The organism is Polaromonas sp. P1_F2 (genome assembly GCF_056405735.1).
Window position 1 is genome coordinate 32,462 of the sequence record NZ_JBFUBN010000017.1, and the last position, 19,923, is coordinate 52,384.

General features: G+C 66.0%; 19 protein-coding genes. 11 read left to right on the forward strand and 8 right to left on the reverse strand.

Annotated elements, in window-relative coordinates; all coding sequences use genetic code 11:
- Nucleotides 1–181 precede the first annotated feature (181 nt).
- Both AC1D0O_RS23665 and AC1D0O_RS23670 read left to right on the forward strand, forming a co-directional pair.
- Nucleotides 182–559: a guanyl-specific ribonuclease gene (locus tag AC1D0O_RS23665; RefSeq protein ID WP_477655930.1), complete on the forward strand. Its 378-nt coding sequence runs from the start codon at nucleotides 182–184 to the stop codon at nucleotides 557–559.
- 53 nt (nucleotides 560–612) lie between these two features.
- On the forward strand, nucleotides 613–1,062 hold the full coding sequence (locus AC1D0O_RS23670; RefSeq protein WP_007869336.1) for a barstar family protein: 450 nt from the start codon (nucleotides 613–615) through the stop codon (nucleotides 1,060–1,062).
- Between the two features lie 253 nt (nucleotides 1,063–1,315).
- Here AC1D0O_RS23670 and rsmA read toward each other — a convergent pair whose 3' ends face one another.
- From rsmA to AC1D0O_RS23685, 3 genes are all read right to left on the reverse strand, one after another.
- Nucleotides 1,316–2,080: a 16S rRNA (adenine(1518)-N(6)/adenine(1519)-N(6))-dimethyltransferase RsmA gene (gene rsmA / locus AC1D0O_RS23675; RefSeq protein ID WP_477655931.1), complete on the reverse strand. Its 765-nt coding sequence runs from the start codon at nucleotides 2,078–2,080 to the stop codon at nucleotides 1,316–1,318.
- A 177-nt stretch (nucleotides 2,081–2,257) separates the two neighbouring features.
- Complete coding sequence (locus AC1D0O_RS23680; protein WP_477655932.1) at nucleotides 2,258–3,676, reverse strand: peptidylprolyl isomerase; 1,419 nt, start codon at nucleotides 3,674–3,676, stop codon at nucleotides 2,258–2,260.
- Entirely contained in the window at nucleotides 3,669–6,131 is a 2,463-nt protein-coding gene (locus AC1D0O_RS23685) for an LPS-assembly protein LptD (protein ID WP_477655933.1), read from the reverse strand. Before AC1D0O_RS23685 ends, AC1D0O_RS23680 begins: the two co-directional genes overlap by 8 nt.
- A 105-nt stretch (nucleotides 6,132–6,236) precedes the next feature.
- Between AC1D0O_RS23685 and AC1D0O_RS23690 the strand changes: the two genes are divergently transcribed.
- From AC1D0O_RS23690 to AC1D0O_RS23705, 4 genes are read left to right on the forward strand one after another with little or no spacing between them, the layout of a single operon-like run.
- Nucleotides 6,237–7,343 (forward strand): aminoglycoside phosphotransferase family protein, encoded by a 1,107-nt coding sequence (locus AC1D0O_RS23690; RefSeq protein WP_477655934.1) that lies wholly within the window; start codon nucleotides 6,237–6,239, stop codon nucleotides 7,341–7,343.
- Nucleotides 7,344–7,391: 48 nt separating this feature from the next.
- On the forward strand, nucleotides 7,392–8,147 hold the full coding sequence (locus tag AC1D0O_RS23695) for a 16S rRNA (uracil(1498)-N(3))-methyltransferase (RefSeq protein WP_477655935.1): 756 nt from the start codon (nucleotides 7,392–7,394) through the stop codon (nucleotides 8,145–8,147).
- Complete coding sequence (locus AC1D0O_RS23700; RefSeq protein ID WP_477655936.1) at nucleotides 8,144–9,313, forward strand: MFS transporter; 1,170 nt, start codon at nucleotides 8,144–8,146, stop codon at nucleotides 9,311–9,313. Before AC1D0O_RS23695 ends, AC1D0O_RS23700 begins: the two co-directional genes overlap by 4 nt.
- Before the next feature lie 42 nt (nucleotides 9,314–9,355).
- Nucleotides 9,356–9,832 carry a YidB family protein gene (locus tag AC1D0O_RS23705; protein ID WP_477655937.1) on the forward strand — a complete coding sequence of 159 codons (477 nt, stop codon included), beginning with the start codon at nucleotides 9,356–9,358 and terminating at the stop codon, nucleotides 9,830–9,832.
- Nucleotides 9,833–9,867: 35 nt separating this feature from the next.
- Here AC1D0O_RS23705 and AC1D0O_RS23710 read toward each other — a convergent pair whose 3' ends face one another.
- Together AC1D0O_RS23710 and AC1D0O_RS23715 are read right to left on the reverse strand one after the other, a co-directional pair.
- On the reverse strand, nucleotides 9,868–10,782 hold the full coding sequence (locus AC1D0O_RS23710) for a lysophospholipase (RefSeq protein ID WP_477655938.1): 915 nt from the start codon (nucleotides 10,780–10,782) through the stop codon (nucleotides 9,868–9,870).
- Nucleotides 10,783–10,858: 76 nt separating this feature from the next.
- Nucleotides 10,859–12,334, reverse strand: a complete 1,476-nt coding sequence (locus AC1D0O_RS23715; protein ID WP_477655939.1) for a M20 family metallopeptidase — start codon at nucleotides 12,332–12,334, stop codon at nucleotides 10,859–10,861.
- 246 nt (nucleotides 12,335–12,580) lie between these two features.
- Here AC1D0O_RS23715 and AC1D0O_RS23720 point away from each other — a divergent pair, with 246 nt between their 5' ends.
- The gene (locus tag AC1D0O_RS23720; RefSeq protein ID WP_477655940.1) at nucleotides 12,581–13,432 is read left to right on the forward strand and encodes a DUF72 domain-containing protein; all 852 of its coding nucleotides are present in this window, start codon (nucleotides 12,581–12,583) and stop codon (nucleotides 13,430–13,432) included.
- Here the strand turns inward: AC1D0O_RS23720 and asd are convergent.
- Nucleotides 13,429–14,283 carry an archaetidylserine decarboxylase gene (gene asd, locus AC1D0O_RS23725; RefSeq protein ID WP_477655941.1) on the reverse strand — a complete coding sequence of 285 codons (855 nt, stop codon included), beginning with the start codon at nucleotides 14,281–14,283 and terminating at the stop codon, nucleotides 13,429–13,431. The two genes, AC1D0O_RS23720 and asd, sit on opposite strands and share 4 nt — an antisense overlap.
- 74 nt (nucleotides 14,284–14,357) lie before the next feature.
- The gene (locus AC1D0O_RS23730; protein ID WP_477655942.1) at nucleotides 14,358–14,603 is read right to left on the reverse strand and encodes a heavy-metal-associated domain-containing protein; all 246 of its coding nucleotides are present in this window, start codon (nucleotides 14,601–14,603) and stop codon (nucleotides 14,358–14,360) included.
- A gap of 100 nt (nucleotides 14,604–14,703) precedes the next feature.
- On the opposite strand from AC1D0O_RS23730, the gene AC1D0O_RS23735 reads away from it, so the two are divergent.
- The 4 genes from AC1D0O_RS23735 (at nucleotide 14,704) to alkB (ending at nucleotide 19,071) form a co-directional block, all read left to right on the forward strand.
- The gene (locus tag AC1D0O_RS23735) at nucleotides 14,704–17,148 is read left to right on the forward strand and encodes a heavy metal translocating P-type ATPase (protein WP_477655943.1); all 2,445 of its coding nucleotides are present in this window, start codon (nucleotides 14,704–14,706) and stop codon (nucleotides 17,146–17,148) included.
- A complete protein-coding gene (gene cueR, locus AC1D0O_RS23740) occupies nucleotides 17,141–17,572 on the forward strand; it encodes a Cu(I)-responsive transcriptional regulator (RefSeq protein WP_477655944.1) in 432 nt (143 codons plus the stop codon). The genes AC1D0O_RS23735 and cueR overlap by 8 nt, the downstream gene beginning before the upstream one ends.
- 89 nt (nucleotides 17,573–17,661) lie before the next feature.
- On the forward strand, nucleotides 17,662–18,387 hold the full coding sequence (locus AC1D0O_RS23745) for a 2OG-Fe(II) oxygenase (protein WP_477655945.1): 726 nt from the start codon (nucleotides 17,662–17,664) through the stop codon (nucleotides 18,385–18,387).
- A 30-nt stretch (nucleotides 18,388–18,417) separates the two neighbouring features.
- Nucleotides 18,418–19,071, forward strand: coding sequence for a DNA oxidative demethylase AlkB (alkB, locus tag AC1D0O_RS23750; protein ID WP_477655946.1), 654 nt, complete (start codon nucleotides 18,418–18,420; stop codon nucleotides 19,069–19,071).
- Between the two features lie 15 nt (nucleotides 19,072–19,086).
- Here the strand turns inward: alkB and otnI are convergent, their stop codons facing one another.
- Nucleotides 19,087–19,920, reverse strand: coding sequence for a 2-oxo-tetronate isomerase (gene otnI, locus AC1D0O_RS23755; protein ID WP_477655947.1), 834 nt, complete (start codon nucleotides 19,918–19,920; stop codon nucleotides 19,087–19,089).
- Between the last annotated feature and the right edge of the window lie 3 nt (nucleotides 19,921–19,923).

The following is a 19,923-nucleotide window of genomic DNA, read 5'->3' on the forward strand; positions in this document are numbered from 1 at the left end:
AATACACCCAGTCTTTACTGCCTAAATTTTCAGCAGCCACTTGCGTTTTTTGGCCATATGCGGCAAACTACCTCTCTTGAAATTTAAGGGTTAACCCGAAATCGGCGGGCTGGCCTTAGGTTCCAGGAAAGGCTTCTTTTTCATGTTGCGCAATGGGTGGGGACGTTGGCAGGCGGCCAGAATGGTCAGCCTGCTGGTCTTGACAACCAGCCTGAGCGGGCTGATCCCCAGCGTGGTGCAGGCCAAGGGTGCGGATACACCGGCAGCGGCCGGTACCATCGCAACGGCCCAATTGCCTCCGCAAGGGCGCGACATGATGACGCTGATTTACCAGGGTGGGCCGTTCAGGCATGACAAGGACGGCGTGGTGTTTGGCAACCGGGAGCGACTTCTTCCGGCCAACCGTCGCGGTTACTACCGCGAATACACCGTCAGGACGCCCAATGAACGCAGCCGGGGAGCCCGGCGCATTGTTTGTGGCGGCTTGAAACCCACCGCTCCGGATGCCTGTTATTACACCGACGACCACTATGCGAGTTTTCGCAGAATCGTTCAGTAAATGAACTGTGGTTGTTATTTCAAGTTTTTGACTTCAGAGAAAGAGTAGCGGAGATGGATACACCACTTCGTCGGGACAACGAGACGCCGGTGCGCAAGGACGGCGAAACGCCCTTGCGCGGCGTGCGGCCCAATATCGTTCAATCCATACGTGCCTTCCGGGTGCAGGATCTGCAGGACGCAGCGACACAGCTGAACCAGCATTTCCTGTACGCCAACCTGGGCAATGCCCAGAGCAAGCAGGACGTGCTGGACATGATTGCGGCGCAATACACCTTCCCGGCCCACTTCGGCAAGAATTTCGACGCGCTGTACGACTGCATGACGGACCTGGTCCACAAATCAGGCCCGCAGCCCGGCTTCATCGTCGTGCTCGAGCAGATTCCGGCCAACGCCAAATTCGACAAGGAAGCGCGCGAGCAGCTGCTCGACATCTTCCGGGATGCCTCGGACTACTGGGCGGATCGCAAGATACCGTTCAGATGTTTCTATTCTTTTCTGTAGCCCGCTCCCCAGACATCGGCCAAGGGGATCGGGCGAATGAGGCCCAGCAAGCAGTTGCAGAAGGTGAAGAAGTCATGCCTACCGACAAACTGGTAGACGTGTCACCTCTGGCGTTGCGCATGAGCAGCCCGTTTAACGCGGGTTACTGGCTCGCCGCTGCTTAAAGCAAAAACGACATCGTGGGCGCCGCAGGCGCCCGCAAAAAAGCCCGTCTCTGACGGGCTTTTTTTATGCCGGGACACTGCCGGTCGGCTTAAAGCGCCTGCACCAGCGCGACGTACTCAGCCACCGGCACTTCCTCCGCACGGCGCTGCACGTCAAAAATCCCGCCAAAGCCCCGCGCGGTGAGCCATTGCCCCAGCGTGTGGCGCAGCAGCTTGCGGCGCTGGCTGAAGGCCACTTGCACCAGTTCGCTGAGCAGCTTGACGTCCAGCGCCGCCGGCGCGGCATGCGGCACCATGCGCACCACCGCGCTGTCCACGCGCGGCGGCGGGTCAAAGCTGTGCGGCGGCACGAACAGCACGTTTTCCATGGCGTAGCGCCACTGCAGCATCACGCTGAGCCGGCCGTAGTCGCTGGTGGCCGGTGCGGCCACCATGCGGTCTATGACCTCCTTTTGCAACATGAAGTGCTGGTCTTCAATCACGTCGACCGCATCCAGCAGGTGAAACAGGATGGGCGTGGAGATGTTGTACGGCAGGTTGCCGACGACCCGAAGCTTTTGCCCCTGCGTGCAGGCGGTGCGCGCCAGCTCACGGATGTCCACCTTGAGGATGTCGGATTCGACCACGCTGAGCTGGGGATGGGCCCGCAGCTGCCGGGCCAGATCGCGGTCCAGCTCGATGACAGTCAGGTTCCCAAGGCGCTCGACGAGCGGCTGTGTCAGCGCGGCCAGGCCGGGGCCGATCTCCACCACAGCCTGGCCAGGCCGCGGCGCGATCGCCTGGACGATGCCTTCGATGATGCCCTGGTCAGTCAGAAAATGCTGGCCGAAGCGCTTGCGCGGGATGTGCTTCACGATATCGCAGCCTTAAACCAGCACGGGCCGCGGAACCGGGCCGCAGGCCGAGTAAACGACCGAGGGCATTTTTCTTTACAAGCAGGGGCTGCGGGACTGGCTTCGCCAGACCGCAGGCGCAGCAGCCCCCTCGGGGGGCAGGGAGCTACACGAAGTGAGCGACCGTGGGGGCCACATTCACTGCGGCGGATCACGGTACTCCACATACGCGCGGCCGCGGACCTCCTGGGCCCAGAGTGCGTAGGCTTCGTTTTGTTTCTTCTCGCGCAGCACGTTGCGCGCAATCTCGCGCTGGTCGCGCTGCGAGAGCTGCGTGTCGCGGCGCTCCAGCACCTGGATGATGTGCACGCCGTATCGGGACACCAGCGGATCGGAGACCTGGTTGGGTGCCAGGCTGTTCATGGCCTTCTCAAACTCAGGCACAAACATGCCGGGGCTAGCCCAACCCAGGTCGCCGCCTTCCTTGGCGGAGCCGTCCTCGCTGTTTTCGCGGGCGAGGTCGGCAAAATCGGCTTGCCCAGCCTGGACACGTTTCTTGAGCTCGGCGAGTTTTTCCGTCGCGGTGGCTTCCGTCTGTTTGGGGTTCAAGCGCAGCAGGATGTGCCGGGCATGGGTCTGCGTCACGGTGGCGCCGGGCATGCCGCCCTGGCGCTTTTCGATCACCTTGAGAATGTGAAAGCCCGCGCCGCTTCGCACCGGGCCGGCCAGTCCGCCGGTCTGCAGGTTTTTGGTTGCTTCGACAAAGAGGGGGGGATAGCGGTCCGCCGTGCGTATGCCCATCTGCCCGCCGGTGGCGCGTGTGGCGGATGCGGAGAACTCCGCGGCCAGCGCCGCGAAATCGCCGCCGGCCTTGGCACGGTCAACCACCTGCTGAGCCCTGGCCTGCAGCGCCGCGACCTGGTCGGGCGTGGCGTTCTCCGGCACCGCCACCAGAATCTCGCCCAGGTTGAGGGCCAAAGCGGAAGGCTCGGCGCCGCCGCCTTCCTGGTCGCGCAGGAACTGGTCTATCTCCTGCTCGGTGATGGTGACGCGCGACTCCAGCTCGCGTTGGCGCAAGCGGCCCACCAGAAGCTCATCGCGCACTTCGGAGCGGAACTGGGTGTAGTCGATGCCGTCCCCCTTCAGGCGGCTGCGCAGCTGGTCCACCGAGATCTGGTTCTGGCTAGCCACGGTCTGGACCGCGTTTTCGATGGTGTTTTCATCGATCCGGATACCCGAGGTGCGTGCCAGCTGCAGCTGCGCCTTGTCGCTGATCATGCGCTCCAGGATCTGCGGCACCAGTTCACTGCGCGGCGGCAAGGCCGTGCCCTGCTGGAGGATCTGCTGCTCGGTGCGTATCAGTTTGAGGCGAACCTCGCTGTTGGTGATCGGTTCGGAATTCACCACCGCGACGATGAAATCGGCCTGGCGTTGCCCGCCGCCACCCTGAGCCGGGGTCCGCGCGGCGGCGGCCGGGTCGGACAGGCGCAGGGGATTGGACGGCTTGAGCCCCTGGGCCTGCACCTGAACCGCCAGCAAGGCCGAAAGCGCCAGCGTGAGGGCGGCGGCGCGCGGCAGGCTTGGGGAGAGTTCAGGAAAAAAACGGATATTAGTCATAAGTGGTAAAGCGGCTTGGAGCCTCGATTTTCTCACGCAGGTACTGGTAGCGCGGGACATTTGACTTGAGGGTTTCCAGGGGGTTCCCGCCAATGCGGGAAAAGCCCACCAGCTCCAGCTGGAACATGATCCGGGTGTCGGAAGTGCCCGTACTGGTCTGCGAGCGCTGCAGCACGACGCGGCTGATCCAGCAGCAGCCGTCGTATTCGACGCCGATGATGGAATCGACCAAGCGCTTGTCCAGCACGCTGTAGTTCAGCCGGCCGACCGCGTAATAGCGCCCCGGCCCCTGGCCCTGCCCGGCGCCCAGGTCCTTGCCTTTGTCGCCCCACAGGTCGTTGATCGGCCACTGCCAGCCCACATCGATCTGCTCGCTGACATTGCGCTGGCGCCGGAATGCGGCGCTGATGACGCGGTAATTGCCCGGGTTGTAACGCACGCCGAAAGAGGCGCGCTCGGACTGCCGGGTCTTGGGGTTGTACTGCACCGTGCTGTCGAAAGACCACTGTGGCACCCAGTTGACGGACGCGCCGACCAGTATGTCGCTGATGCGGTCGGTAACCGGCAGTGCGCCGGGCAGGGTCACCCGCTGGTCTTCAAAGCGCAGGCGCTGTGCGATACCGACGCGCACGGCTTCGGCGCCGGTCGCGGGATCCAGCAAGCGGGAGGTCACGCCCAGTGTCAGCAGGTTCGCGTCGGAAATGCGGTCATTGCCGACAAAAGCGTTCTCGGTAAAGACGGTCGCGAAGTTGAAGTCGTTGATACCGGAGTCATAGTTGGGCAACAGGCTCTGGTCGCGGTAGGGCGTGCGGACATAAAAAGCCCGCGGCTCCAGCGTCTGGGTGAAATTGCGGCCCAGGAAGCTGGCCTCGCGCTCGAACTGCAGGCCGCTGTCCAGGCTGAAGGTCGGAACCACACGCGAGGCCGTCTTCGCCCCGCCCACCAGCGGCGCGTCGAACTGGTAGCTGGTGGCGTGCAGCTGCACCTTGGGCGTGATGAAACCAGCCGACGACAGCCAGGGACGGCTGATCTGCAGCTTGGTGAAGGCCCGGTTGCTGTTGGGCTGGTTCGTCAGCGTGCGGTCCGCGGAGAAGCGGGTGTAATCGCCCTCGATCGACCAGTCGAAGCCGTTGCCCAGCCCTCCCAGGGGGGCGTCCACCCGGGTGTACGCGGCCGTGAGCTGCGGAAGCCGGTCATAGGGAGGGACGATGGGCGAGGTCACGTCCTGCAAAGTCTGCCACTTCAGGGTTCGCAGGCTGCTGGAAAAGAATCCCCGGCCCCAGGTCAGGGTGGCGTCCTGGGACAGCAGGCGCTGGGTGGTGTAACCGGAGCGTGCCGGGAAATCCTTCCAGTAATCGTTGTCGCTGACACGATTCAGGTTGAGGTTGAGGCCGAGATTGCCAACCGAAGCCAGGCCGGTGGCAATGGTGCCGGTGTGCTGGTAGCCGTAGGACCAGCGGTCCCGGTCGCGCAGCTTGTCGCTGGGCAGGTAATTGGCACGCAGCTCGCCCCGGTAACTGGGTTCCAGGTAACGGAACTCGCCGGCGAGGTCGACGCCGCGCTTGCTCAGGATCGCCGGTGAAAAGGTGGCGTCCCGGTTGGGTGCGATGTCGAAGTAATAAGGCTGGCGAAACTCAAACCCGTTTGTCGAGCCCATGCTGATGGTGGGCGGCAACAGGCCGGACTTGCGCTTGTCGCTCAGCGGAAAGCTCACCTTGGGAAAAGCCAGGATGGGCACGCTCTTGAAGCGGACGACGGCATTGTGGGCCACGCCGACCTCGGTCTCCAGGTCGAACTCGAAGCGGCTGGCGCGCAGCACCCAGGCGGGCTGCCAGCTCGCCTCGTCATCGCGCTCGCAGGTGGTGTAGGTGGCGCGCTCGGCCGTCAGGTGGTTCTCGTCGAGGAAATCGACCCGCTGCGCCCGGCCGTTGCCGCCGTTGCTCAGGAAACGGTAATCAGGCGTGGTGAAAAAACCCTCGAACCGGTCCAGCTTGAGCTCCAGCTCGGGGCCTTCAAAGCGGTTGCCGGCGCGGTTGATGCGAACATTGCCGCGGCTTTTGAGCTGGTCGTCGGGCTGGTAATACTCGATGCGATCGGCGCGTATGGAGGTGGCCCCGCGGCGCAGTTCCGCATTGCCGTCGATCACGGTTTCCAGGTCCGGGCGTCCCGACACACGGTCGCCGAAGACAAACGTCGGCCCCCGGTCCTGCGGGTCGCTGGAGACTTCCTCGGCCAGCATGGGGGTGGGCTTGAGCTTCAGGGCGCCCTCGGACTCCGCCATCTCCGCCGGCGTGGGAGCTGACGCGCCACGCGCCGCTGCCGGCGCCGCGGGCACCGCCTGGGCGTGGGCCGTCCCTGCAACAGTCATCCCCAGCGTGGCGCAAAACACGACCAGCCTGGAGACAGCAAGAGCCACCGGAGAGAGAATAAAAGGCGAGGGGGATGCGCGGCGCATCGTTTATGTGAGATAAACCCGTTTGTAAAATCAGGCCCGATTATCCATGACCCTCCAGCCCATCCCCAGAATAAAGAAGCCGAGCCCGGCGAAGGCCGCGCAAGCATGACCGCGCCATCCATCGCCTGGGCCGACCCGGCACGCGCCGCCGCCTTCGACAACTGGCTGGCCGACCTGGCCCGCCAGCATCGTTTGCAGACCGGCACGCTGAGGCCGGCATCGGCCGACGCCAGCTTTCGCCGCTATTTCAGGGTCGACGCCGCATCGGGCGAGGGCAGCTGCATCATCATGGATGCGCCGCCCGCGCAGGAAGACTGCAAACCCTTCGTCAAGGTCGCCGGCCTGATGGCGGAGGCGGGCCTCAACGCGCCGCGCGTGCTGGCATGGGACGAGCCTTTGGGCTTCATGCTGCTGAGCGACCTGGGCGCGCAAACCATGATGGAGGTGATCGCCCCTCCCGCCGCGGTTGACGCGATTGCCAGCCCCACCTCCGCCCACTACGAGCTGTATACCCATGCGGTGGACGCCCTGGTGCGCTGGCAGCTCGCCTCGAAACCAGGCGTGCTGCCCCCCTATGACGAGGCGCTGTTGTCGCGCGAACTCTCGCTGTTCCCCGACTGGTATGTCGCCAGACACCGCAAGCTGCCGCTGGACACGGGCCTGCAGGAAAAACTGAACGTTCTCTTTGAACAGATCAAGGCCAGCAACCTGAATTCGCTGGACGGCGCGCGCGTATTCGTGCATCGCGACTTCATGGCGCGCAATCTGATGATCCCAAGCGGCTCACCAGCGGCCCTCACAGACGCGCCACCGCTGGGGGTTCTTGATTTCCAGGATGCGGTCTACGGCCCCATCAGCTATGACATCGCCAGCCTGATGCGCGATGCGTTTCTGAGCTGGGAAGAGGATTTTGTGCTCGACATCACCGTGCGCTACTGGCAGAAGGCCCGCAAGGCGGGCCTGCCGGTCGGCGACGATTTCGGCGAGTTCTACCGGGCCGTCGAATGGATGGGCCTGCAGCGCCACCTCAAGATTCTGGGTATTTTTGCGCGCCTCACGCTGCGCGACGGCAAGCCCAAATACCTGGCCGACACGCCGCGCTTCATCCGCTACGCCCGCAACACCGCCGCGCGCTACCGCCAGCTGGGCCCGCTGATGGTCTTGCTCGACGAGATCGAAGGCAACGAAACCCGTGTGGGCTACACGTTCTGAACGCATGAAGCACTTCCTCCACCGCCCTCCCGCCGCCAGGGCCGTGCCGTGAGCGCGCGTTTCTATGCCGACATGGCGCTGGTGCCGGGCACGACGGTCCAGTTGCCGCCGGCCGCCGCCCGCCACGTCCAGGTCCTGCGGCTGCAGCCCGGGGACGCGCTTTCGCTGTTCAACGGCAGGGGCGACGGCCAGCCCGGCAGCGAAGGGGAATTCGACGCCACGGTTGCGCGCATGGGCCGCAGCGAGGTCGAGGTGATCGTCGGCGCCTACGCCCCCACGGCGCGCGAGGCCGGCCGCGCCATCCACCTGGCGGTCGGCATGCCCGCCAACGAGCGCATGGACTGGCTGGTCGAGAAAGCCGCCGAACTGGGCGCGGCCAGCATCCAGCCCCTGATGAGCGAGCGCAGCGTGCTGCGCATCAAGGGCGAACGCGCCGACAAAAAAATCTCGCACTGGCACGGCGTGGCCGTCGCCGCTTGTGAGCAGTGCGGCCGCAGCCGCGTGCCGCTGATCCACGACGTCGCCAGCCTGGCCGACTGGCTCAAAGGCCTGGAAGATGCGGCCGCCGACGGAAGCCGGCTTCTGCTGTCGCTGCGCGAAGGCAGCCGGCCGCTGGCCCAGGCGGTTCCGGGCAGCGGTGCGCTGACATTTTTAAGCGGCCCCGAGGGCGGCCTCAGCCCCGCCGAAGAAGCCGCCGCCATTGCCCGCGGCTTCAGCGCCGTCACGCTGGGCCCGCGCGTGCTGCGAGCCGAAACCGCGCCGCTGGCCTGCCTGTCCCTGCTGACGCTGGGCGGTGCCGCATGAACCGCAACCTCTGGCTGCTGGCCGTTTGCCAAGGCCTGTTCCTGACCAACAACGTCACCTTCATCGCCATCAACGGCCTGGTCGGGCTGAACCTGGCGCCGCTGGGCTGGATGGCGACCCTGCCCGTCATGGGCTATGTGGTGGGCGGAGCGCTGTCGACCTCGGTGGTGGCGCGCACGCAGGCGCGCTTCGGGCGCAAGGCCTCCTTCCAGCTCGGCCTGCTGGTGGCCGTGGCCTCGGCCCTGCTGTGCTGTTACGCGGCCTACGGCAGGAATTTCTGGCTGCTGGTGGCGGCCACGGTGGTGGCCGGTTACTACAACGCCAACGCGCAGCTCTACCGCTTCGCCGCGGCCGAACTGGCCCTGCCGGCCTTTCGTGAAAAGGCCATTTCGCTGGTCATGGCCGGCGGCCTGCTGGGCGCCGTCGCCGGGCCCAATCTCGCGGCCCACACGCGGGAACTGACCGACGTGCCTTTTGCCGGCGCCTACCTGGCGCTGGCCGGCGTGGCGCTGCTGTCCATGGCGCTGCTGGCCTTCATCCAGTTTCCGCCGCCGCCCGAGGCGCACGCGGCGCGCGGCGGAAGGCCGCTCGGCGAAATCATGCGGCAGCCGGTCTTCATCGTGGCCGCGGCCGCCGGCGCCCTGGGTTTTGGCGTGATGAACCTCCTGATGGCCGCCACGCCGATCGCCATGCAGGTCTGCGGCCTGCCGTTTTCCAGCGTCGCGCTGGTGCTGGAGTGGCATGTGATCGGCATGTTCGCGCCCGGTTTTTTCACCGGCCACCTGATACGCCGCTTCGGCGCCCTGCCCATCATGGCGGTGGGCGTGGCGTTGAACGTGCTGTGTGTGCTGATCGCGCTTTCGGGCGTGGACCTGAAGCAGTTCCTGGCGGCGCTGTTTTTGCTGGGGCTGGGCTGGAATTTCCTGTTCACAGGTGCCACCACGCTGGCCTTGACGGCCTACCGTCCCGAGGAAAAGGACAAGGCGCAGGGCGCGCTCAATTTCTGCATTTTTGCCGTGCTGGCGATTTCCTCGCTGGCGTCGGGCGTGCTCGTCACCACGCAGGGCTGGGCCCTGCTGAACCTCGGTTCGCTGCTGCCGCTGGGCCTGACCGGCGCGGCGCTGGCCTGGCTTGCACTGGGCCGTCGCAAGGCACAGAATGCCTGAGAGCCTTTCGGCTCGCGTCCTTCATCACTTGGGGAGTTCGTCATGGGTTTACTCGATTCCGTCCTGGGCAGCGTCCTCAACAATAGCAACGGCCGGCAGGATTCGGCGGGCGCGGCCGGCGGCCTGGGCGGCCTCATCGGCATGCTGGCCAGCAATCCCCAGCTGATCCAGATCGTCACGGGCATGCTGGCCAACAACGGCGGGCAAGGCGGCTTGGGCGGCCTGGTCAGCAAGTTTGAAGAGGCCGGCCTGGGCGACGCCATCCAGTCATGGATAGGCGGCGGGCCCAACCAGCCCGTTTCGGGCGACCAGGTCACCAGCGCGCTGGGCGCCGGCACCGTGTCCGACATCGCCGCCAGACTGGGCGTGGATCCCGGTGACGCCGCCAGCCAGCTTTCCCAGATGCTGCCGGGCCTCATCAACCACCTGACGCCCGAAGGCCAGGCACCCGCGCAAGGCTTGGGCAACGGCGAAGACCTGATGGGCATGCTGGGCGGCCTGCTGCAGCAGGCTCGCTGATTTTTTTGGGGCCGGAGCCGACCTCATATTCAGGACTAGAAGCGCGCGTCCAGCCAGGATTTGAGCCTATCGAATACCGGCGCCGAGTCGGTTTCGTTGAAGATCTCGTGGTAGAGGCCCTCAAAACAGCGCGTGGTCACCGTGCCGGGCATGACGTCCCGTGAATTCGCGGCGCTTTCCGCAAAGGCACGGCTGCCCGCCGGGTCGACGAGGCGGTCCGCACCCGCATACATCAGCAGCGTCGGCGTGCGCCAGCGGGCGGCGGCGGCTATCGTCGCCGGGCCGGCCGTCGCGATGAACTTGCCCAGCCGGGGCGAAATCCTGTTGTGCACCAGCCTGTCGGCGACGTATTTCCTGACCACCTCCGGGTCGTGCGAGAGGTAGTTCGGGTCCAGGCCGTTGCCCACGCACAGGTTGGGCGCCAGTTTCGGCATGAAGGCCAGCAGCAGCTTCTGCAGCGGGCCGAGGCCGGCATCCAGTGCCGGCGAGGACATCACCAGGCCGTCGACGGGACGTATGCCCAGCGAGACAAAACGGCTGGCCACCAGGCCGCCCAGGCTGTGGCCCAGCAGCACGATCGGTAGCTGGGCGGATTCCGGCGCCGCGGATTCCCGCAGCATGCGCATGCAGCGCAGCCGCGTGTCATCGACCACTTCGGCCAGGTCGTCGAGCAAGGTGCTGTCTTGCGGCAGCACGCCGCGCGCGCCGCCGGACTCGCCGTGGCCGCGCTGGTCGTAAGCGCGCACGGCGAAACCCCATTCCATCAATTGGCGCGCGACATGGTCGTAGCGCAGGGCGTGTTCTCCCAGTCCGTGCACCAGCAGCACGACGGCGCGCGGCGGCGGCGCGTGCGGGCCCATTTCGTCGGCCCAGGCGTCCAGCGGCCACTCGTACAGGGCCAGGTTCTCGCCGTCGCGGGCGGTGAAGGGGGCTAGGATGGTCGAATGCATGCGGCGGCTTAAGCCTGGCCTGGGGCAAGCGCGCGCGGAAGGCCGCGATGCGGGGAAGAAGGGGGGAGCACCCGAGTCAACCGGGAACGCGGGCCATCACATGCGCGACCGCGGCGGTCAGCTTCTTGGCATAGGGCACGTTCAGGAACTCGTTGGGTCCGTGGGCATTGCTCTTCGGGCCCAGCACGCCGCAGACCATCATCTGCGCCTTGGGAAAGCCCTTGCTCAGCATGCTCATCAGCGGAATGGTGCCGCCCTGGCCTATGGTGCCGCAAGGCGCGCCGAAAAAGCTCTGCGACGCGTCGTTGAGCGCGTTCTCAAACCAGGGCACGGTGCCGGGCGCATTCCAGCCGGTCGCGCCGCCGTTGCTTTCGAATGTCACTTTGGCCTGGTAGGGCGCGTTGTCTTCCAGCAGCGTCTTGAGTTCCTGCACCGCCGCGCCGGCGTCGATCAGCGGCGGGAAACGCAGCGACAGCTTGAAGGCGGTGTAAGGCCGCAGCACGTTGCCGGCGTCCTTGAGCGCCGGAAAGCCCTCGGCGCCGGTCACGCTCAGCGTGGGGCGCCAGGTGCGGTTGAGCAGGGCTTCGACCGGGTCGGTGGTGGTGGGCAAGGCGAAGCTGCTGGAGCCTTCGCAGTCGTAATGAGCCCATGGAAAGCGCTTGTAGATTTCTTCGCCGAGGATTTTGGCGGTGGCCTGCGCCTGGGCCAGGCGGTCGGCCGGGATTTCGCAATGAAAGCTCTGCGGCAGCAAGCGCCCGGTCTTGCTGTCCTCAAGGCGGTCCAGCACCTGGCGCATGATGCGAAAGCTCGAGGGCACCAGGCCGCTGGCGTCGCCGGAGTGCACGCCTTCGGTGAGGATTTCGACCTTGAGCACGCCGGCCGCGTTGCCGCGCAGGCTGGTGGTCAGCCACAGCTGGTCGTAATTGCCTGCGCCGGAGTCCAGGCAGACCACCAGCGCGACCTCGCCGAGACGCTCGCGCAGCGCATTGACATAGGGCAGCAGATCATAGGAGCCGCTTTCCTCGCAGGTCTCGATCAGGCCGACGATGCGCGGGTGAGGCACGTTCTGGGCTTTGAGCGCCTGCACTGCGGCGATGCTGGCGTAGACGGCGTAGCCGTCGTCGGCGGCGCCGCGGCCGTAGAGCTTGCCGTCCTCGTACTTCGCCGCCCAGGGGCTCAGGTCATTGCGCCAGCCGGTGAATTCGGGCTGCTTGTCGAGGTGGCCGTACATCAGCACGGTTTGCGTCGAGTCGGCGCGCGTGGCCGGGATCTCAAAAAACAGCACCGGGGTGCGGCCTTCGAGGCGCACGACTTCCAGTGTGAGGCCTTCGACCTTTTGCGCCTCGACCCAGGCCGCCGCATTGCGCATGACGGTGTCGATGAAACCGTGCTGCGCCCAGTCGCTGTCGAAGGTGGGGGACTTGGCGGGAATGGAGATGTAATCGGTGATCTGTTTGACGATGTCGCCGTCCCACTGGGCGGTCACCTGGGAGAGGGCCTGGGCGGCGTTGAGGATGCTGGCGGGGATTTCGCGGTGCAGGGGGGCGTTCATGGAAGGGCTCCGAGGGAAATTGTCGGCTTTTCAGGGCAGCTTTTGGCTGCGGCAGATGCTACTGTACGCTTCCGACACAGACCGCGCCACCGGCCAAGGGAAGACCCGCAATTGGAGAATTCAACCTACAGCGCCCGCGGCCGGCGGGGGCAAAGATAACTTCTGCATTTCTCCCCCCATCTGGACGAGATCTGGACGAGATTGGACGGGAGAACAAACCAGTGACCAGCACGCCACGGAGCCGCCATGACACCAGCCAGCCGCACCCCAGCAAGCCCTTCCGCGCCGGCCCATTCCCGCATCCGCGCGGGCGTGGGCGGCTGGACTTTTGAGCCCTGGCGCGGCAACTTCTTCCCGCCAGGCCTGCCACACAGCCGCGAGCTCGAATACGCGAGCCGTCAGCTGAGCGCCATCGAGGTCAACGGCACTTATTACGGCACGCTCAAGCCGGCCAGTTTCAAAAAGTGGCATGACGAGACCCCCGACGGCTTCGTGTTCTCCCTCAAGGCCTCGCGCTACGCGACCAACCGCCGCGTGCTGGCCGAGGCCGGCGAGTCCATCCAGCGGTTCATCGAAAGCGGCATCAGCGAACTGGGCGACAAGCTGGGCCCCATCGTCTGGCAATTCATGCCCGGCAAGGTGTTTGAGGCCGGGGATTTCGAGGCTTTCCTGGCGCTGCTGCCCAAGCAGGTGGACGGCCGGGCCCTGCGCCATGTGGTCGACGTGCGCCACGAAAGCTTTATGTCGCCCGACTACCTGGCGTTGGCGCGCCGTTACAGGGTCGCCACGGTATTTACCGACGCTGACAAATTCCCGTCCTTCGCCGACCTCACGGGCGACTTCGCCTATGCCCGCCTGATGATGAGCGAAGCAGGGCTGGAGACCGGCTATGAGGAAGGTGCACTGGATGCCTGGGCCGAGCGCGCGCGCCAATGGGCTACAGGCGATGCGCCTGCCGACCTGCCAATGCTGGAGGACGCGCCATCGCAAGGCAAACCGCGCGACGTGTTTGTGTATTTCATCAACGGCGCCAAGGAGAGGGCGCCGGCCGCGGCCATGGCGTTTTTAAGCCGCCTGGGCTTTACGCCCTCTGCCTAGTTGTAGACAGCCATGGCCTCGCCGAGCCGCACCTCGCGGCCGGGCGTCCACTCCGGGTTGAAGCGCAGCGGCCCCTTGGGAAACAGCATGACGACGGTGGAGCCCAGCAGGAAGCGGCCCATTTCTTCGCCCTGCTTCAGGCGGATCGCGGAAGTCGGCTCATCAGGATAGTCCCATTGCCGCACCACCTTGCCGCGCGGCGGGTTGACCACGCCGTGCCACACCGTGGCCATGCTGCCGACAATCGTCGCGCCGACCAGCACCAGCACAAAAGGCCCGCGCGCCGATTCGAAGACGCAGACCACGCGCTCGTTGCGCGCGAACAGCCCGGGCACGCCGCGCGCGGTGACCGGATTGACGGAAAACAGCTCGCCCGGCACATACACCATGCGCGCCAGCCGGCCGTCACAAGGCATGTGAATGCGATGGTAGTCGCGCGGGCTCAGGTACAAGGTGGCGAAGTGGCCGTCCTGGTAGTGCGCAGCCAGCGCCGCGTCACCGCCCACCAGCGCGGTGGTTGAATAGCTGTGGCCCTTGGCCTGGAAGATCTGGTCCTTCTCGATCACGCCGAACTGGCTGATCGCGCCGTCCACCGGCGATACCAGCTCGGCCGCGGCGAGCGGCCGCGCGCCGGGCTTGAGCGCGCGCGTGAAGAAGTCGTTGAAGGTGAGGTAGCTGGCGATGTCCGAATTGAGCGCCTCGTCCATGTTGACCTGGTACTTGGCGACAAAGCGGCGGATGATTTCCGTGGTGACCCAGCCGCGCTCGCGCGAAGCCACGAAACCGGCAAAGGAAGTCAGCGCCTGCTTGGGAAACAGGTATTGGGGAAGGACGGCGAATCGGTCGGACACTAGGCGGCTTGAAGGATGGAGGAAGGGCCATTCTATCGAGGCCCAAACGCCACCGCCGTCGTCCCCAAGGTGACTTACTGTGCGGGATAACCCGCCTCGGCGAGCGCCGCCGCCACGGCCGGCCGGTCTTGCGAGGACTGCACCACGACTTTTTTGGCCGCCAGGTCCACGCGGACCTGCGCGGCCGGGTCCAGCGACTTGACGGCCTGGGTGATGGCCCCGGCGCAGTGGCCGCAGCTCATGGCGGGGATGGTGAATTCCATCGAGGATTCCTTGGGTTGTGAAATAAAGGGTTTGAACAGCAGTCTGAACCTTCCCATGGGGGCAGGGTCAAGCCAGTCCGGCCAAATCCGCCCCGCGCCCGTGGCTATTGTCCTGCGGGCTTGACCCTCCCATGGTGGTAAGGTTCAGACTGCCCCCATGAACACAAGCGCCTCCTTCAAAACACCTTCCGCCGCAGCCGCGCTGGCCGAGTGGCAGTTTCCCGTCCAGGGCATGAGCTGCGCCTCCTGCGTGGCGCGTGTGGAACGCTCGCTGGCCGATGTCCCCGGCGTCCAGGACGTCAGCGTCAATTTCGCGACCGAACAGGCCAGCGTGAAGGCGCGCGCCGATGTCGGCATGGACACGCTGAAGGCCGCCGTCGCCAAAGCCGGCTACAGCGTGGCTGAGCAATCCCTGCAACTCAGGATAGACGGCATGACCTGCGCTTCCTGCGTCTCGCGCGTGGAAAAAGCGCTCAGGCAGGTGCCGGGCGTGCTCTCGGCCAGCGTCAACCTGGCGACTGAAACCGCCGAAGTCGGCGTGGCCGGCAGCGCCGCCATGCTGCCCACGTTGATAGCGGCGGTGGCCAGGGCTGGATACCAGGCGCGGGAAATCCCGGCCGTCGGTGAAGGCGCCGTGAACAAACCCGCCGCCCCCTGGTGGCCCATCGCGCTGGCGGCCGTCCTGTCGGCGCCGCTGGCCTTGCCCATGGTGGGCACGCTCTTCGCCAAGGACTGGATGCTCGACGGCTGGCTGCAGTGGCTGCTGGCCACGCCGGTGCAGTTCTGGCTGGGCGCGCGCTTTTACCGCGCCGGCTGGAAGGCCTTACGCGCCCGCACCGGCAATATGGACCTGCTGGTGGCCCTGGGCACCTCGGCGGCCTACGGCCTGAGCGTCTACCAGTTGCTGCGCCATGGCGACCACGGCATGGCCCACCTGTACTTCGAGGCCTCGGCCGTCGTCATCACGCTGGTGCTGCTGGGCAAGTGGATGGAAACACGCGCCAAGCGCCAGACCACTGCCGCGATACGCGCGCTGCAGGCGCTGCGACCCGACACCGCGCGCCGACGCCGTGACGGGAAAGATGAAGACGTCGCCCTGCAGGAGATACAGCTCGGCGACCTGGTCGTGGTGCGCCCCGGTGAGCACATTGCGGTGGACGGCGAGGTCGTCGAAGGCGCCACCCAGGTCGACGAATCGCTGATCACCGGCGAAAGCCTGCCTGTGGCCAAGCACGCGGGTGACCGCGTGACCGGCGGGGCGGTCAATGCCGAAGGTTTGGTCGTGGTCCGCACCACCGCCATCGGCGCGGAATCCACGCTGGCCCGCATCGTGCGCATGGTGGAATCCGCGCAAGCCAAAAAAGCGCCGATCCAGCGGCTGGTCGACCAGGTCAGTGCCGTCTTCGTGCCGGTGGTCATAGGCATTGCCCTGGTGACCCTGCTGGGCTGGGGCCTGGCGACCCAGGACTGGGAAGCCGCCATCCTGAACGCCGTCGCGGTGCTGGTGATCGCCTGCCCTTGCGCGTTGGGCCTGGCCACACCGACCGCCATCATGGTGGGCACCGGCGCCGCCGCCCGCCAGGGCATCCTGATCAAGGATGCCGAGGCGCTGGAAGTGGCGCACAGCGTCAAGGTCGTGGCCTTCGACAAGACCGGCACGCTGACCGAAGGCAAGCCCGAACTGGTGGCACTTGAGTCCCACGGCATATCAGACCAGGAACTGCTGGCCTGGGCCGCAGCGATCCAGTCAGGCAGCGAACATCCGCTGGCCCGCGCGGTGACGCGGCGCGCGATGGAACAACAGCTTGAAATCCCCGCGGCCGCGCAGCTGCGGGCTGTCGCCGGGCGCGGCATGGCTGCCGTGGTGGCCGGCCGCGAACTGCGGCTAGGCAGTCCGCGCTTCATGCAGGAGCTGGGACTGGACCTCAATACTTTTGCGGCGCTGAACGCGCGCGCCAAAGAGCTTGAAGCCCAGGGCCGCACGGTCTCGTGGCTGGCCGAAGCCGGCAAAACACCCCGCTTGCTGGGATTGATGGCCTTCGGGGACACGCTCAAAACCAGCGCAGGGCCTGCTATTGCCCGCCTGCACGCGCTGGGCATACAGACCGCCCTGGTGACCGGCGACAACCGCGGCAGCGCCGAAACCGTGGCGCGGCAACTCGGCATCGACATCGTGCACAGCCAGGTGTTGCCGGAAAACAAGGCCGCCATCATCGGGCAGCTCAAGGCCGGCATCCAGTCAAAGGGTGGGCGCGTGGCCATGGTCGGCGACGGCATCAACGACGCGCCGGCGCTGGCGGCTGCCGACGTCGGCATCGCGATGTCCACCGGCACCGACGTGGCCATGCACGCGGCCGGCATCACGTTGATGCGCGGCGACCCTTCCCTGGTGGCCGACGCCATTGATATTTCACGCCGCACTTACGCCAAGATTCGCCAGAATCTGTTCTGGGCTTTTGTTTACAACGTGGTCGGCATCCCGCTGGCCGCGCTGGGGTTTTTGAGCCCCGTCATCGCCGGCGCCGCCATGGCGCTGAGTAGCGCCAGCGTGGTGATGAACGCCTTGCTGCTCCGCCGCTGGAAAGGAAACACCCATGACTGAAGCCACCGACACCCTTGACGCCATTAACATCGGCCCGCTCAACATCGGCCAAGCCGCCGCGCGGTCGGGCGTGTCGGCCAAGATGGTCCGCCACTACGAGTCGCTGGGGCTGTTGCCCACGGTGCACCGCACCGAGGCGGGCTACCGCCAGTACGGCGAGAAAGAGGTGCACACGCTGCGCTTCATACGCCGCGCCCGCGCGCTGGGCTTCAGCATGGCCGAGATCACCGAACTGCTCAAGCTGTGGCAGAACAAGCGCCGCGCCAGCGCGGACGTCAAGCGCATCGCCTTGGCCCATGTGGCCGACCTGGAGCGCCGCATCGCCGAGATGCAGGCCATGAAGCAGACCCTGGGCCATCTGGCCCACTGCTGCCAGGGCAACAGCCGGCCCGACTGCCCCATCTTGACTGAGTTGGCGGCCTGAATGAAATGTCCGATTCCGGCGAGCGCAAGCGAGCCGCCGAATTTATCCTGAGGGTGTTGATGGCACCCCATCGCCCCACGGACTGCTGCATGCCACCCCTTTCCAGAACACTTTCTCTCTTGCCAGCCGACACGGACGACTGGGCGGCCACCACCGCCGCACTGGACCTCCGCGGCAACGCCGTGCTCCCGCAACTGTTGAGTGCGTGGGAATGCAAAACCGTGGCGGGGCTGTATGCCGATGCGCGCCATTTCCGCAGCCGCGTGGTGATGCAGCGCCACGGCTTCGGCCAGGGCGAATACCAGTACTTCAGCTACCCGTTGCCGGACATCGTCGCGCGGCTGCGCGCCACGCTTTACCCACGCCTGGTCGGTATAGCCAACACGTGGAACGAAGCCATGGGAATAGATGTGCGCTATCCGGCCGACCATGCCGATTTCCTGGCACGCTGCCATGAAGCCGGCCAGCAGCGGCCCACGCCGCTGCTCTTGCAATACGGGCCCGGCGACTACAACTGCCTGCACCAGGACCTGTACGGCGAGCATGTGTTTCCCCTCCAGATCGCGGTGCTGCTGTCGCGCCCGGGCGAAGACTTCAGCGGCGGCGAGTTTGTGCTGACCGAGCAGCGCCCGCGCATGCAGTCGCGGCCCGAGGTGGTGCCCTTGAAGCAGGGCGATGCCGTGGTGTTTGCCGTACACCATCGGCCGGTGCAGGGCAGCCGGGGTTTTTACCGGGTCAACATGCGGCATGGTGTGAGCACCGTGCGCAGCGGGCATCGGCACACGCTGGGGATTATTTTTCATGACGCGCAGTGAGCTTGCCGCGCGCGCCGCAAAGGAGATGGTTTGACCCTGGGGCTTTTTGATGACGTGCTGCCGCCCTACGCCGCACCCGAGGCGATCGCGCCGGGCGCGGTGTTGCTGCGCGGTTTTGTCCTTGATGTAGATGAAGCCTTGCTGCAAGCCGTGGAGGATGTGATCGCGGTCGCCCCGCTGCGCCACCTGGTCACACCGGGCGGCTACACCATGTCGGTCGCGATGAGCAATTGCGGCGCGCTGGGCTGGGTGTCCGACCGCAGCGGCTACCGTTATGACGCGAAGGACCCGCTCTCCGGGAAGCCTTGGCCAGCCATGCCCACTTGCTTTGCCGAACTGGCGTTGCGCGCCGCGGAGGAGGCTGGCTTTGAAAATTTCCATCCCGACGCCTGCCTGATCAACCGCTATGAACCCGGTGCGCGGCTTTCGCTGCACCAGGACAAGGACGAGGGCACGATGGACGCGCCCATCGTTTCCGTGTCACTGGGCCTGCCGGCCGTGTTTCTGTTCGGCGGCTTGAACCGGGGCGACAGGCCCGCGCGCTACCGCCTGCAGCATGGCGACGTGGCCGTGTGGGGCGGCCCGTCGCGGCTGGCCTATCACGGCGTGGCGCCACTGGCCGACGGCGAACATGCGCGCCTGTGCCGGCAGCGCATCAATCTGACGTTTCGCCGCGCGCGCTGAATCTGCCGAACGCGCTCAGGCGCGTTCGCGAAATTTTTTCAGCCAGCCCAGCCCGTCCGGTGTAGCGCCGGCCTCGGCGCCGCGCAGCGGCCGGTATTCGCAACCGACCCAGCCACTGTAGCCAAGCTCGTCGATCAGCGCCAGCAGATAGGGATAGTTGATTTCGCCGACGTCCGGCTCATTGCGGCCGGGCGCACCCGCGATCTGCAGGTGGCCGACCTGGCCCGTGGGCAGGTATTTACGCAGCTTCATGGCCAGGTCACCCTCCACCACCTGGCAGTGGTAAAGGTCCATTTGCACCTTGACGTTGGCCGCGCCCACTTCGCGGATGATTTCGTGCGCGTGGTCTTGCCGGTTCAAAAAGAAGCGCGGAATGTCGCGTGTGTTGATGGGTTCTATCAGCAGGTCCACACCCACCCTGGCGGCCAGCACGGCCGCCTCGCGCAGGTTGTTCACATAGGTGGACTGCACAGCCTCGCGTTCCAGGCCCGCGGGCAACACGCCGGCCATCACGTGGATGCGCGGGCAGCCCAGAGCCCGTGCATAGTCCAGTGCGATGGCAATGCCGGCGCGAAACTCGGCCTCATGGCCGGGCAGGCAGGCCGTGCCTTTTTGCGCGGAGGCCCAGGCCTTCTCGATGCTGGCCACATCCACGCCGCCCGGCGGCGCGTTGAACAGCACCAGCTGCTGGCCGTGCCGCTGCAAGATGGCCTTGAGCTCCTGCGGCGCCCAGGCGTAGGGCGAGAGGATTTCCACGGCCGTGAAGCCGTCGCGCGCGGCCGCGGCAAAACGCTGCGCCACGGGAAGCTCGGTGTACATCCAGCTGAGGTTGGCGGCGAATTGGGGCATGGG